At 70.5% G+C, this 13,813-nt stretch carries 10 protein-coding genes; 4 read left to right on the top strand and 6 right to left on the bottom strand.

From position 1 onward, the window contains the following. Positions 1–175: 175 nt before the first annotated feature. The 6 genes from BLP83_RS07945 to zwf form a co-directional block, all read right to left on the bottom strand. Positions 176–1,978 carry a diguanylate cyclase domain-containing protein gene (locus BLP83_RS07945; protein WP_091241041.1) on the bottom strand — a complete coding sequence of 601 codons (1,803 nt, stop codon included), beginning with the start codon at positions 1,976–1,978 and terminating at the stop codon, positions 176–178. A 103-nt stretch (positions 1,979–2,081) separates the two neighbouring features. Further along, complete coding sequence (locus BLP83_RS07940) at positions 2,082–2,894, bottom strand: undecaprenyl-diphosphate phosphatase (RefSeq protein ID WP_091241038.1); 813 nt, start codon at positions 2,892–2,894, stop codon at positions 2,082–2,084. Positions 2,895–3,245: 351 nt separating this feature from the next. Beyond that, on the bottom strand, positions 3,246–3,896 hold the full coding sequence (gene eda, locus BLP83_RS07935; RefSeq protein WP_091241037.1) for a bifunctional 4-hydroxy-2-oxoglutarate aldolase/2-dehydro-3-deoxy-phosphogluconate aldolase: 651 nt from the start codon (positions 3,894–3,896) through the stop codon (positions 3,246–3,248). Between the two features lie 1,033 nt (positions 3,897–4,929). Continuing rightward, positions 4,930–6,762, bottom strand: coding sequence for a phosphogluconate dehydratase (edd, locus tag BLP83_RS07925; RefSeq protein ID WP_091241036.1), 1,833 nt, complete (start codon positions 6,760–6,762; stop codon positions 4,930–4,932). Between the two features lie 716 nt (positions 6,763–7,478). Then, the gene (gene pgl / locus BLP83_RS07920) at positions 7,479–8,204 is read right to left on the bottom strand and encodes a 6-phosphogluconolactonase (protein WP_091241034.1); all 726 of its coding nucleotides are present in this window, start codon (positions 8,202–8,204) and stop codon (positions 7,479–7,481) included. Next, positions 8,194–9,660 (bottom strand): glucose-6-phosphate dehydrogenase, encoded by a 1,467-nt coding sequence (gene zwf / locus BLP83_RS07915; protein ID WP_091241031.1) that lies wholly within the window; start codon positions 9,658–9,660, stop codon positions 8,194–8,196. The genes pgl and zwf overlap by 11 nt, the downstream gene beginning before the upstream one ends. Positions 9,661–9,833: 173 nt before the next feature. On the opposite strand from zwf, the gene BLP83_RS07910 reads away from it, so the two are divergent. From BLP83_RS07910 to BLP83_RS07895, 4 genes are all read left to right on the top strand, one after another. Next, positions 9,834–10,565, top strand: a complete 732-nt coding sequence (locus BLP83_RS07910) for a GntR family transcriptional regulator (RefSeq protein WP_245679984.1) — start codon at positions 9,834–9,836, stop codon at positions 10,563–10,565. A 195-nt stretch (positions 10,566–10,760) separates the two neighbouring features. Continuing rightward, the gene (locus BLP83_RS07905) at positions 10,761–11,147 is read left to right on the top strand and encodes a hypothetical protein (RefSeq protein ID WP_091241028.1); all 387 of its coding nucleotides are present in this window, start codon (positions 10,761–10,763) and stop codon (positions 11,145–11,147) included. 131 nt (positions 11,148–11,278) lie between these two features. After that, a complete protein-coding gene (locus BLP83_RS07900; protein ID WP_091241026.1) occupies positions 11,279–12,544 on the top strand; it encodes a TolC family protein in 1,266 nt (421 codons plus the stop codon). Continuing rightward, the gene (locus BLP83_RS07895; RefSeq protein WP_091241025.1) at positions 12,541–13,809 is read left to right on the top strand and encodes an efflux RND transporter periplasmic adaptor subunit; all 1,269 of its coding nucleotides are present in this window, start codon (positions 12,541–12,543) and stop codon (positions 13,807–13,809) included. Before BLP83_RS07900 ends, BLP83_RS07895 begins: the two co-directional genes overlap by 4 nt. The last annotated feature ends 4 nt before the right edge of the window (positions 13,810–13,813 follow it).

Below are 13,813 nucleotides of genomic sequence, written 5' to 3'. Positions count from 1 at the left end.
AGAGGGTGTGAAAAACCCAGACGCCGTAGCGAGGGTGCCTCTGGGTGTTCATGGCAAAGCGCGGTGCGTGAATTCAAGGGCGTTTGGCGAGCTAGTGACCGCGGAATTCGCGTAGCGCGCTGCCGCCACGGGCGCCCAGAGGCGGCCGCAGTCGGCGGACGGTTCTCACATGCTCTCAGGGCTGCGGGAGCGCCGCGAGATCGACACGCTTGAAGCGTCCGCGCCCCTCGCGCTTGCTGGCGTACAGCGCGGCATCGGCGGTCGCCAGCAGATCGCTGGCCGAGGCGGCGTTGCAGCCGCAGTAGGCAATGCCGATGCTGGTGCCGACCACGCGCGACTCGCCCGCCAGCCGCATCGGCTCGGCCATCTGCGCCAGCAGGCGGCGCGCCGCCGCCTCGCAGCCCTCGGTGCTGGACTGGTGCTCCATCAGCACCACGAACTCGTCACCGCCCAAGCGCGCAACCACGTCGGTCTCGTAGACGCAGGCGCGGATGCGTCGGCCGAACTCGATCAGGGCCTCGTCGCCCGCGGCATGGCCGAGGCTGTCGTTGATCTGCTTGAAGTGGTCGAGATCGAGCGCGAACACCGCCAGCGGCTGCTGGAAGCGGCGCGCCCGCGCCAGCGCGTGCTCGAGCCGCTCCTCGAACGCGCGACGATTCGCAAGCCCCGTCAGCGCATCGGTGCGCGCCTGCGCCTGCAGGGCCTGCTCGGCGGCCACGCGCGCGCTGATGTCGCGGGCGGAATAGACCACGTCGAAACCTTCACCCTGCTCTGCCGGCACGCTCTGGGCCAAGGCCTCCATCCACACCCAATGGCCCTCGCGATGGCGCAGGCGGAACTCGATGGTGGTGCTGCCCGGCGAGACGAACAGCGGGGCCAAAAGGACGCGGATGCCGGGGTCGTCGTCCGGATGGAAGAGCTCGCGCCGCGGCTCGGCGAGCTCGTGGGGCGCGTAGCCGAGCAGGCTGCGCGCAGCCTCGGAGACATAGCTGCGGATACCGTCGGCGCGCAGGCGCACGACCAGATCGCGACCGTGGTCGGCAAGCAGGCGGTAGCGCGCCTCGCTGCGGCTCAGGCTGCCCAGCAGACGCCGGCGCTCCGCCACCATCAGGGCCAGCGGCAGGGCCAGCAGGCAGGCGGACAGGGCGTAGACCTGCGGCAGCAGGCTGCGCGCCAGCAGGTCAGCATGCTCGACAAGCTGAAAAGGCCCGATGCGCAGGATAGAGGCCATGCCCGCCGACACCGCAAGGCTGAGCACGCCCAGCACGGCCCCGCTGACCGCGTGGCGGAAGGCCAGCCAGGCCAACGGCAGCAGCGGCAGGAACAGCAGGGGATAGGTGTTCTGTCCGAGCACCAGCGCCAGCACGGCGACCTGCAGCAGCCAAGCGAGCAGCAGCTGCATACGCTGCCCCTGCGGGCCCAACAGCCGACCGCGCTGGCCGATCGCTGCGCTCATCAGGCTGGCCGTGGTGACCAGGCCGAGCAGGTGCGCACTGGCGACGGTCAAGGCGGTTGTGAGGAAGTCCAGCGGACGCTCGCCGATCGCCGCCAGCGCGAGACTGCTCAACACGCCCACCAGGGCACAGGCGACCACGCTCGACAGCGCCGCCCAGGTGGCGCTGCGCGGCAGGCCCTCAGGCTCGGACAGCGGCCGCCCGAAACGACGCACCGCGCCCACCACCAGAGCGACCTCGATGAAGTTCAGTGCGCTGAGCAAAGCCAGACGCGGCAGAGAATCGTCGGCCAGCAGCCGCGCGACGACCAGGCCCAGGGCGAGCACGGCCCAGTCGAGGGCGCGTATCCGCCCCGGCCACCAGAGCAGCACGGCCACCGCCCAGCCGTTGCCCAACCAGACCAGGGCCACGCCGGCCTCCAGTCGGCTCAGCTCCAGCGACAGCAACGACAGAATCAGTGTCCCCAGAGCGAGGGCGAGCGGCCAGCGCAGCGGAACAGCAGCCGGAGTGGCGAACGCTTTCATGAGGGGCGCGCGGCGCAGCGGAAGCAGGGCCCACCTTGCCAGAACACGCGAGCGCAAGGCGAGCTTCGACCTGCGCTGGGCGCTGCCGCTGAGCGCTCCGTGCTCAGGGCCAGAACACCCACAGCAGCGCCCCCCCCAGCAGCAGCCGATACACCACGAAGGGCAGCATGCCGATGCGGTTGATGAAGGCGAGGAAGAAGTGGATGCAGGTGTAGGCCGCAAGCGCCGACAGCAGGGTCCCCCACAGCAGCGCATTCCAGTCGACCTGCGCACCGGGCTCGATCAGGTCCAGCGATTTCAGCAGCACGGCCAGGACAATCACCGGAATCGAAAGCAGGAAGGAGAAGCGCGAGGCCGACTCGCGGCAGAACCCGAGCATCAGGCCGGCGGTCATGGTGATGCCCGAACGCGAGGTGCCCGGGATCAGCGCCAGCGCCTGCGCGAGTCCGATCAGCAACACGTCCTTCCAGCCGATCTGCTCGACCGTGCGCTCGCCGCGGAAGCGCACGTCCGCCACCCACAGCACCAGGCCGAAGAAGATCAACCCGAACGCCATGGCCAGCGCGCCGATCTCCGGCGTGCGCAGCGCAGTCTCGATCAGCGGCTTGAACGCGAGGCCAGCCAGACCGACCGGAATGGTCGCGAAGCCGACCGCCCAGCCGAGCCGCGCATGCGCATCGGTGCCCCGCCCCGCCAGGCTGCGCAGCAGTGACACCGCGATCTGCGCGAGCTCGTGCCGGAAGTAGAGAACCACCGCCGCCAGGCTGCCCAGATGCAGGGCCAGATCGAAGGCCAGCCCCTGATCCCGCCAACCGGTCAGCATCGGCACCAGCAGCAGATGCGCCGAGCTCGAGACCGGCAGGAACTCGGTGAAGCCCTGCAGCAGGGCGAGGACGATGATTTCGATGGGGCTCATGGGGGCGCGGCGCGGGGCGAAGCCGCATAGGGTAGCGGCTGCAAGGTCGTCTGCGCAGGCGACATGCCCGGGCGCTCGATCCCGCCGTTATTCCCTAAAGCGGCGTGGAGTGGACCCTGGCCCACCGCGAGCTCGACGCGCGCCCGAGCCCTCGCAGGCCGGCGCGCTTCGCGAAGCGGCAACGCGTTACGGCCGCGAGCCGCCTTGCGGGTCGGATCCCGCCCTCTGAGTTCGCCTCGGTGCCGACGCCCGCGACCGCGCGTTTCTCGCGATGCCAGCGATCAGGATTCAGCCCAGGGTGGGCCAGGGCCCACCCCATGGATTCAGGCTCACGGCGGGTCAGGGCCCACCCTAGGTGCGCTTGAGATTCGCGGCTTCGCGCGCCAGCGCTTCGATGCGCGCGTAGTCACCCGCCGCCAGGGCCGACTCCGGCGTCAGCCAGCTGCCGCCGACGGCGCGGATGTTCGCAAGAGCGAGGTACTTCGGCGCGTTGTCGAGGCTGATCCCGCCCGTCGCGCAGAAACCGAGCTGCGGTAGCGGGCCGCCAAAGCTTTTAAGCGCGTTGACGCCCCCCGCGGCCTCGGCCGGAAAGAACTTGAGCAGGCGATAGCCCTCTTCGAACAGGTTCATGCACTCGCTCGCGGTGGCGGCACCCGGCAGCCAAGGCAGCGCATGCTCGCGCGCGGCCGCCAGCAGCTTCGGGCTTGCCCCCGGCGACACCGCGAACTGCGCGCCGGCTGCCAGCGCTTCATCGAACTGTCGCGGCTCGATCACCGTGCCGACGCCGACGACCGCGCCTTCGACCTCGGCGGCGATTGCGCGCACCGCATCAAGCGCGGCCGGCGTGCGCAGAGTCACCTCGATCGCAGGAATGCCGCCCGCCACCAGTGCGCGCGCCAGATCCGCCGCCTGCGCGGCGTTGTGCACGACGACGACCGGCACCACCGGCGCGAGATCCAGGATCGTGGCAAGGCGGTGGGTGTGGGATTCGAGCAGGTTCATGGGGTGGGTTCCGGTAGTCGCGCGGTCAGCGCGAGGTTGAGACAGGGAAAGGGTGTGACAGACCCGTCGATGCGTCCATCGGCCGTTGGCGGTGGCGTTGGCAGGGCGGGAGGGTGGGCAGAGTCCGGAGCGCACGGATCCGCGCAGCCGCAGGCCGTTCGGAGCGCGTGTCGCGCACCGATGTCGCCCCACCTGTGGCGCGAAGCAACGATGCGAAGTGCGGAGTGCGAAACCGGAGACAACGCGTCCGGAAAGCGCACATGCAGATTCGATCGCGCAGTCGACACCGATGCGCGCAGACCGGCCGCGCCGCGCTTGGCCCACCCCAGCCAGTGACCTGAGCATCGCTGGCTTTGGCTTTGGCTTTGGCTTTGGCTTTGGCTTTGGCTTTGGCTTTGGCTTTGGCTGCCGCTCTTGCTCTTGCGGGCAGGAGCCCGCGCTTTTCCATGGGGCCCCTGGGGAGCGGCGGGAGTTCGTGGATCAGCCCGCAGGGGCGGCCGCAAGGATGCGGCCGATGTTCGTGACAGGCCAGGGACGGCCTGTCCACGAACACCCACGGACTCACGCGAACCCTTCGCGCACGGAGGCGCGAAGGGCGCGGACGAGGGGTGGCCTTCTCTTTGGTTACTTTCTCTTGGCCACGCAAGAGAAAGTGACTCGGGCCGGCCGAAGGACGGACCGAAAGCTCTTGCTCTTCGCTTCAAACGACCGCGCAACGAAGCATGACCGAGGCGAGAGCGAAGCTCATGGTGGGCCAGGGCCCACCCTATGACAGCCGCGAAGTCGGGCCGTCCGCAGGGCTGACCGAAAGCGCTTGCGCTTCGCTTCAAACGACCGCGCAACGAAGCAAGACCGAGGCGAGAGCGAAGCTCATGGTGGGCCAGGGCCCACCCTGTGACAGCCGCGAAGTCGGGCCGTCCGCAGGGCTGACCGAAAGCGCTTGCGCTTCGCTTCAAACGATCGCGCAACGAAGCAAGACCGAGGCGAGAGCGAAGCTCATGGTGGGCCAGGACCCACCCTATGCGGGTGACATTCACAGCAGCGAATTGGCGCCGAGATCTGCCGCGCCCACGGTCGCCCGCATCGACGCGAACAGCTCGCGGCCGAAGCCGCTGTGGTAATGGCTGAGATCAACCACCACCGCTTCGCGGGCAGCGAGTTCGGCAGGGTCGACGGCGACATCGAGGCGCCCGTTCACCGCATCGACCGTGACCACATCGCCATCGCGCAGCCGTGCAAGGCCACCGCCCTTGGCGGCTTCGGGCGTGCAGTGGATCGCCGCCGGCACCTGACCCGAGGCGCCCGACATGCGGCCGTCGGTGACCAGGGCCACGCGGAAGCCGCGCTTCTGCAGCACGGTGAGCAGCGGCGTGAGCTTGTGCAGCTCGGGCATGCCGTTGGCGGCCGGGCCCTGGAAGCGCAGCACCACGATGACGTCGCGCTCCAGCTCGCCGCGCTCGAAGGCCGCCTTGACCTCGTCCTGTTCGTGGAAGATGCGTGCCGGCGCCTGGACCACCATGCGATCGTCCTGCACCGCCGAGACCTTGATGACGGCGCGTCCCAACGGGCCCTGCAGCAGGCGCAGGCCGCCGTCGGCGCGGAAGGGGCGATCGACCGGACGCAGCAGGCTCTCGTCGCCGCTCGGCGCGGTCAGCGGCGTCCAGTGCAGGCGCTCGCCATCGAGCTGCGGCAGCTGCGCGTAGTCGGCCAGGCTGCCGCCCCAGACCGTGCGTGCATCGAGATGCAGCAGGCCGGCCTGGCCCAGCTCGCGAATGATGAAACCCATGCCGCCGGCGGCGTGGAAGTGGTTCACGTCGGCGCTGCCGTTCGGATACACCCGCGCCAGCAGCGGCACCGCATGCGAGAGCGCATCGAAGTCGTCCCAGCTCAGCTGGATACCGCCCGCCGCGGCCATCGCCACCAGATGCAGCAGATGGTTGGTGCTGCCGCCGGTCGCGTGCAGACCGGCGATGGCGTTGACGAAGCTGCGCTCGTCGATCACCTCGCCGATCGGCCGGTAGTCACCGGCCGCGTGGGTGATCTTGAAGACCTGCTCGATCGCCGCCTCGGTCAGCGCTTCGCGCAGCGGCGTGCCGGGGTTGACGAAGCTTGATCCGGGCAGGTGCAGGCCCATGATCTCCATGAACATCTGGTTCGAGTTGGCGGTGCCGTAGAAGGTGCAGGTGCCGGGGCTGTGGTAGCTGGCGGCCTCGGCTTCGAGCAGTTCCTCGCGCCCGGCCTTGCCCTCGGCGTAGAGCTGACGCACGCGCGACTTTTCGCTGTTGGGCAGACCCGAGGGCATCGGCCCCGCCGGAATGAACAGGGTCGGCAGATGCCCGTAGGCCAGGGCACCGATCAGCTGGCCCGGCACGATCTTGTCGCAGATGCCCAGACAGACGACCGCGTCGAACATGTCATGCGAGAGCGCGATCGCGGTCGACAGCGCGATGACATCGCGCGAGAACAGCGACAGCTCCATGCCGGCGCGGCCCTGGGTGACGCCATCGCACATCGCCGGCACGCCGCCGGCCACCTGGGCGGTGTAGCCCAGCTTGCGGGCGATGCCGCGGATCAGCTCCGGATAGCGCTCGTAGGGCTGATGCGCCGACAGCATGTCGTTGTAGGCGGTAACGATGCCGAGGTTGGGAATCGCGCCGCCGCGCAGACGCTCCTTGTCGGTATCGGCACAGGCGGCGAAGCCATGCGCGAGATTGCCGCAGGACAGCGCCCGCCGATGCGTGCTTTCCGCGCGCGCGCGACGGATGCGTTCGAGATAGGCCGCGCGCGTCTCGCGGCTGCGCTCGACGATCCGACGGGTGACTTCGTCGAGGACGGGGTGGAGGGGGACGGTGGGGAGGGTGGTCATGGGAGCGGGGTCTTGAAGGCAGGGATTCGGGACTTAGAGCCGGTGCTGCAAAACCAAACGAAAAGCGCAAACGCAGCGCGCTGCGGCTTCCGCGGGCAGGAGCCCGCGCGCTTCCTGGGGCCCCTGGGGAGCGGCGAGACTCGGACGATCAGCCCGCAGGGTCGCCGGCAGGGAGGCCGGCGATGTTCGTGACAGTGCAGGGATGCACTGTCCACGAACACCGGCCGAGGCTCGCAAACCCGGAGCGCAGGGATGCGCGAAGGGCGCGGACGAGGGGTGGCCTTTCTTTTGGTTACGTTTCTTTGGCCACGCAAAGAAAAGGGACTCGGGCAGCCCGCAGGGCTGACCGAAAGCTCTTGCACTTCGCTTCGAGCGGCGAAGCGCCGAAACGAGACCGAGGCGAGCGTGCAGCCCATGGTGGGCCAGGGCCCACCCTATGGCAGACGTACGCTGCGGCCCGCCGCAGGGCGGACCGAAAGCTCTTGCACTTCGCTTCGAGCGGCGAAGCGCCGAAACGAGACCGAGGCGAGCGTGCAGCTCATGGTGGGCCAGGGCCCACCCTATGGCAGGCGTACGCTGCGGCCCGCCGCTGGGCTGACCGAAAGCTCTTGCTCTTCGCTTCGAGCGGCGAAGCGCCGGAACGAGACCGAGGCGAGCGTGAAGCCCATGGTGGGCCAGGGCCCACCCTATGCGGATTTCGAAGCGCGGCGGCGCGTTCAGGGGCACGTCCACACATCCACCGGCCGCTCGCACGCCGCCAGCACCTTCGCAATCGGAAGCTCGCCGCGGGCCAGGGCCTCGCGCAGCACGGACTGCTTGGCCGCGCCTTCGATGTGCAGATGCAGATGGCGCGCCGCCACCAGCGCCGGCAGGGTGAAGGTGATGCGCGGCTCGGGCGCGCCGGGCGCGCGCATGGGCAGCAGCATGCGCTCACCGGCGGGGTCCAGCGCCGCCTGCAGATGATCGCCTTCGGGAAACAGCGAAGCGGTGTGGCCGTCATTGCCCATGCCGAGGATCAGCACGTCGATCGGCAATCGGGACGCGAACTCGCGCTCCAGGGCCTCGGCGCCGCTTTCCGGTGTGTGTCCGTCGATCTGCAGCGGCACGAAGCGCGCCGCGACGGCGGCGTTGACCAGCAGCTGCTCGCGCACCAGCCGCGCGTTCGAGCGTTCGTCGCTGGCCGGCACCCAGCGCTCGTCGGCGAGCGTGATCTCCACCGCACGCCAGTCGATGTCGGCTTTCGACAGCTCGGCGAAGAAGCGCTTGGGCGTGCTGCCGCCGCTGACCGCCAGCAGGGCGCGACCGCGCGCGCGGAGTGCGGCTTCGAGCTCGGTGGCGACGCGCTCGGCGAGGCCGCGGGCCAGCTCGGCGCCATCTGCAAACCTCCGCTCGCGCGGCTGCGGGATCTGCAGCGGCACGTCGCGGGCGCGCTCATTCGACATGGTCGCTCCAGGTGCGGCCGTCGCGCTCGATCAGCGCCACCGCCGCACTCGGCCCCCAGCTGCCGGCGGTGTAGGGCTTGGGCGCCTCATCGCTGGCCGCCCAGGCGGCGAGGATCTGGTCGGCCCAGACCCAGGCGGCCTCGACCTCGTCGCGGCGCATGAACAGCATCGGATTGCCGCGCACCACGTCCATCAGCAGACGCTCATAGGCGTCGACGTGGCGCAGGCCGCTGAAGGTCTCGGCGAAGCTCATGTCCAGCGGCACGTGGCGCAGACGCAGGCCGCCGGGGCCGGGCACCTTGTTGGTCAGCCACAGGGTCACGCTCTCGTCGGGCTGCAGGCGCAGCACGAGTCGATTCGGGTGGATGGGCCCGGTGACCTCGCCGAAGATCGAATGCGGCACCGGCCGGAAGGTCACCACGATCTCGGAGACGCGCTCGGGCATGCGCTTGCCGGTGCGCAGATAGAAGGGCACGCCGGCCCAGCGCCAGTTGGCGACTTCGGCCTTCAGGGCAACGAAGGTCTCGGTGCGCGAGCTGCCGCCCAATTCATCGGGATAGCCCGGCACGGCCTGGCCGCAGACCGCACCGGCGCGGTACTGGCCGCGCACGCTCATCAGGCTGGCGTTGGCGGCGGTGATCGGCTTCAGCGCGCGCAGCACCTTCAGCTTCTCGTCGCGGATGGCGTCGGCCGAGAAGCTGGCCGGCGGCTCCATCGCCACCAGACACAGCAGCTGCAGCAGATGGTTCTGGATCATGTCGCGCATCGCGCCGGCGCGGTCGTAGTAGGGCGCACGGCCTTCCACGCCCACGGTTTCGGCGACGGTGATCTGCACGTGGTCGATGTGCTCGGCGCGCCAGATCGGCTCGAACAGCGCATTGGCGAAGCGCAGGGCGGTGAGGTTCTGCACCGTCTCCTTGCCGAGGTAGTGATCGATGCGATAGGTCTGGCTTTCGTCGAAGCAGTGGCCGACCGCGTCGTTGATGCGCGCGGCACTGGCCAGGTCGGTGCCGATCGGCTTTTCGATCACCACGCGCGAGCTCGGGCCGTTGAGACCGCAGTCGCGCAGGCGCTCGCAGATCGGCACGAAGATGTCCGGCGCCGTGGCGAGGTAGAACACCCGCACGCGCTCGCCGCCCTCCTTGATCAGCGCGGTGACCTCGTCCCAGCCGCTCTCTCTGCGCGCATCCAGAGCACGGTACTGCAGCATCGGCAGGAAGCCCTCGAGCAGTTCGGGGCCGGCGGCGTGCTTCAACCAGTCGCGCACCTTGGCGCGGTAGGCGGCGTCGTCCAGGCCTTCGTCACGAGCGACGCCGAGGATGCGCGTGCCGGGCAGGATCTGGCCGTCGGCGAAGCGGTGCAGCAGGGCCGGCAGCAGCTTGCGCAGGGCGAGATCGCCGGTGCCGCCGAAGATGACCAGATCGAAGGGATCGGCGGGAACGATCGCCGGGCTCATGCGTGACCTCGGATGGACGGGGGAGAGCCGGTCTGCAGGTCCGAAGTCCATCGGCATACCAATGCAGCCCGGTGGTCTGCGAATTTACCCCTTTCCAAGGCGCTTTCAAGGGGCTTATGCTGCGCCCGGTATCCAATTGGTCTTGTATACGTATGCATCGATTGATCGCCGAAATGCTCGCCCAGACCGATGTGGCGCCGATCGGCAGCCGCCCCTTGGCCTATATGCGCCTGCGTGAAGCCCTGCGTCGGCTGATCGAAAGCGGACGGCTGGCGCCGGGCCAGGCCCTGCCTGGCGAGCGCGATCTCGCCGAGAGCCTGGAGCTCTCGCGCGTCACCGTGCGCCGCGCGATCAGCGGCCTGGTCAAGGACGGCCTGCTGGTGCAGCGTCAGGGCGCGGGCACCTTCATCGCCGACCGCATCGTCAAGGCGATCAGCAAGCTGTCGAGCTTCACCGACGACCTGCGCGCGCGCGGCCTGCGGCCACGCTCGAGCTTCCTCGAACGCGAGACCGGCGAGGTGACGCCGGCCGAGGCCATGGCCCTGAACCTCTCGCCTGGCGCGCGCGTGGTACGGCTGACGCGACTTCGCTATGCCGGCGACGAACCGCTGGCGATCGAGCGCAGCGCGATTCCGCAGGAGATCCTGCGCGATCCGGAGATGGTGCAGGACTCGCTCTACGAAACCCTGGACCGCCTCGCCGGCCGCCCGGTGCGCGCGCTGCAGCGCCTGCGTGCGATCGCCTTCACCGCCGACCAGGCGCGCCTGCTGCACCTGGTGCCTGGCACGCCGGGCCTGTACATCGAGCGCCGCGGCTTCCTGCGCGACGGCCGCGTGGTCGAGTTCTCACGCAGCTACTACCGCGGCGACGCCTACGACTTCGTGGCGGAGCTGCATAGCGAGTGAGCCGGGATTGGGGATTCGGGATTCGCAGGGCGACCCGAGGCGAGCGACTCGCGCCGCGGCCACCCTTTGCAGGAGCCGGCTCGCAGGCGTGCGCACACTGCGCCCTGCCTGCGGCGTTGCCCAAGCTGCAATCCCGTGATGCCGTCGATTCGATGCCATCGCCCCGCTCCGCCCGGCCCGCTACACTCGCGGCCCATGCGCTCTCTCCCGCCCACGCCGCTGCGCCTCGTCTGCCTCGCCCTCGCGCTTTGGGCCGCGCTGTTTCCGGCGCTGGGCGCTTTCGCGTCGGCGCATGTGGCGGTGGATGCGCTGGACAGGGGCCTGCCAAGCGCGCACTGGACGCAGGATCACACGGCCCACCACGCCCATGTCCATGCCGACGCCGACCACGGCGACGACAGCTGGGACGGCTTCGTGCATCTGCTGGCCCATGAGCTGAGCAGCTGCGCGCAGAGCTTCGCGCCCAGCCCGCTGCTGCCGTCTGCGCCTGCCCTGCTGGCGCCTGCGGCGCCCCTGCCCGCGGCGATCGCGCGCGCGCCGAGCCCGCGACTCGAGAGCCTGCTGCGCCCTCCGATCGGCTGAAGAGGCACGGGCGTTGCCGCGCGCTGCCGCCTCCTGAGGAGGCCTGCGGCGCGGGGCGATGACCCGCGTTCCGCCCCGGCCCTTCGCCGCACACCGGTGTCGGCCGCACACCCCCTCTTTCGGAGACTCCCATGCGATTGCTGTGGACCGCGTTCGCGGTCGTTGCGGCGTGGCCGGCGCTGGCCGCGCCCGCGGCGTCCGAGCTCACCCTCGATGACGCGCTGGACCGCGTCATCCAGTACCACCCCGAACTGCGCGGCTATGCCGCGCGTACCGCCGCGCTGCGCGCCGAGGTCAACCTCGCCGGGCAAGCGCCGCCGCTGCGGCTGGCCGCCGAGCTGGAGAACGCCCCCGGCAGCGGCGCGCTCGCCGGCGTCTCAGGCGCCGAGCTGACGATCAGCCTGGCCGGCGTGCTGGAGCGCGGCGGCAAGCTGGAGGCACGCCGCGCGCTGGCCGCGAGCCGCCTCGATGCGCTGGGCGTGCAGCGCGCGGCGACTGAGCTCGACCTGCTGGCCGAGGTCGCGCGCCGCTACCTCGAGGTGGCCGAGTGGCAGGACCGCGCGCCACTGCTGCAGGCCGAGCTTGAGGCACGCCGCGACATCGCCCGCGCGGCGCGCGATCGCTTTCAGCGCGGCGCCGAGCCTGAAACCTCCGCGCTCGCGGCCGACAGCGCGGTGATCGCGATCGAACTGGAGATCGAGGCGCGCGCGCAGGCTGAAGCCGCGGCCTGGCAGCGTCTCGCATTGCTCTGGGGCGAAACGGACAGCGACGCGATACCCGACCTCGCCAGCCTGCCCACACAGACGCCCGCCCTGCCCTCGCCCGCCGCGCTGCGCGCCCTGCTGCAGCGCACGCCGGAGCTGCGCGCCTTCGCCGATCAGCAGCGGCTGGCCGAGGCCCAGCTGCGACTGGCGCGCACGGCTGCGTCCTTCGACCTCGACTGGCAGCTCGGCCTGCGCCGCCTGCAGGACGGACGCGATACCGCGCTCGTCGCGGGCGTGTCGCTGCCGCTGGGCTCGGCGCGCCGCGCCCAGCCGGGCATGGCCGCGGCTGACGCGGCGCTGGCCGCGCTCGACAGCGCGCATGCCGCCGAGGCGCTGCGGCTGGAAGCCCTGGCCTTGGCCGCGCTCGATCAGGCGACTCGCCACAGCGCCCGCGCAGACGGCCTGGAGCGTCGCGTGCTGCCGGCCCAGCAGCGCGCCGCCGACAGCGCGGCCCGGGCGTATCGCAGCGGTGCCCTGTCCTGGCTGGAGTGGGCCAGCCTGCAGAACGCCCTGCTCGCCACCCGCATGGACCTGCTCGCCGCGCGCGCCGAGGCGCAGCGCGCCCTGATCGAACTGCAGCGCCTGACCGCCGAGCCCTTCGGCGCCGCCGCAAACGCCGGAGACGCCCGATGATCCGCCCCGCACGCAACACCCTGCTGCTTGTCCTGCTGACGCTCGGCCTCGCCGCCTGCGGCGAGCACGCGCACGATGATGACCACGGCCATGGCCATGACGATCACGGCCATGGTCACGACGACCACGCCGACGAAGCCCCCAAGGGGCCACACGGCGGCCGCCTGCACGAGGACGCCGGACTCGAAGTCGAGCTGAAGATCGAAGAGGACGGCCAGCCGCCGCGCTATGCCGCCTGGGTGAGGCTGGACGGCCAGCCGGTGGCACCTGCGAATGCGCAGGTGAGCGTCCAGCTCGAACGTCTGGGCGGCCAGGTCGACACGCATACGCTGAGGCCACAGAACGATCGCCTGGTCGGCAGCGGCGTGGTCGGCGAACCGCACAGCTTCGTGGTCACGGTGCGCGCAGAAGCCGCAGGCCGCCGCGCCGAATGGCGCTACGAAAGCTTCGAAGGCCGCACCCGCATCGCCCAGTCCGCGGCCGATGAGATCGGCATCCGCGTCGAGCCCATCGGCAGCGGCCCGATCGAACAGCGCCTGCGCGCGCAGGGCCGCGTGGTGCTGCCGGCCAACGCGCAGGCCGCGGTGTCGGCACGCTTCCCCGGCCTGATCCGCAGCCTGCGCGCGGACATTGGCGAACGCGTCGGCGCTGGCCAGCTGCTGGCCGAGATCGAAAGCAATGCCAGCCTCGGCCGCTACACGGTGGCCAGCCCGATCGACGGCGTCGTGCTGGAGCGCGCGGCCGCGCTCGGCGGCATGGCCGGCGACGCACCGCTGTTCGTGATCGGCAGGCTGGATGCACTCGTCGCCGACCTGCCGGTGTTCGGCGCGGAGGCGCTGGCGCTCGCGCCCGGCACGCCGGTGCGACTGACGCGACTCATCGATGGCCGCGCGATCGACAGCGCGCTGCAGGCGGTACTGCCGCAGGCCGATGCGCACAGCCAGAGCCTGGTCGCGCGCGTCGCCCTGCCGGTCGATGACGGCCAGTGGCGGCCGGGCATGGCGGTCGAGGCCTCGCTGCAGCTCAGCGCCGACGAGGTGCCGCTGCGCCTGCCGCTGTCGGCCCTGCAGCGCTTCCGCGACTGGCAGGTGGCCTTCCTCCGCGTCGGCGAGGACTACGAAATCCGCCCGCTGGAACTCGGCCGCAGCGATGGCGACTGGGTCGAGGTGCTCGAAGGCTTGAAGGCGGGCGACGAGGTCGTGGTCGAGCAGAGCTTTCTGATCAAGGCGGACATCGAGAAGTCCGGCGCCAGCCACGACCACTGAGGGA

This window comes from Aquimonas voraii (assembly GCF_900101825.1).
Taxonomy (GTDB): domain Bacteria; phylum Pseudomonadota; class Gammaproteobacteria; order Xanthomonadales; family Xanthomonadaceae; genus Aquimonas; species Aquimonas voraii.
The sequence above is the reverse complement of the archived record's forward strand: the minus strand, read 5'-3'. Positions and strand labels throughout refer to the sequence as shown.

Coding starts and splice junctions, on each gene's coding strand:
- BLP83_RS07895 (WP_091241025.1), top strand. CDS start 12,541: ATGATCCGCCCCGCACGCAACACCCTGCTGCTTGTCCTGCTGACGCTC.
- BLP83_RS07945 (WP_091241041.1), bottom strand. CDS start 1,978: ATGAAAGCGTTCGCCACTCCGGCTGCTGTTCCGCTGCGCTGGCCGCTC.
- edd (WP_091241036.1), bottom strand. CDS start 6,762: ATGACCACCCTCCCCACCGTCCCCCTCCACCCCGTCCTCGACGAAGTC.
- pgl (WP_091241034.1), bottom strand. CDS start 8,204: ATGTCGAATGAGCGCGCCCGCGACGTGCCGCTGCAGATCCCGCAGCCG.
- eda (WP_091241037.1), bottom strand. CDS start 3,896: ATGAACCTGCTCGAATCCCACACCCACCGCCTTGCCACGATCCTGGAT.
- zwf (WP_091241031.1), bottom strand. CDS start 9,660: ATGAGCCCGGCGATCGTTCCCGCCGATCCCTTCGATCTGGTCATCTTC.
- BLP83_RS07940 (WP_091241038.1), bottom strand. CDS start 2,894: ATGAGCCCCATCGAAATCATCGTCCTCGCCCTGCTGCAGGGCTTCACC.
- BLP83_RS07900 (WP_091241026.1), top strand. CDS start 11,279: ATGCGATTGCTGTGGACCGCGTTCGCGGTCGTTGCGGCGTGGCCGGCG.
- BLP83_RS07910 (WP_245679984.1), top strand. CDS start 9,834: ATGCTCGCCCAGACCGATGTGGCGCCGATCGGCAGCCGCCCCTTGGCC.
- BLP83_RS07905 (WP_091241028.1), top strand. CDS start 10,761: ATGCGCTCTCTCCCGCCCACGCCGCTGCGCCTCGTCTGCCTCGCCCTC.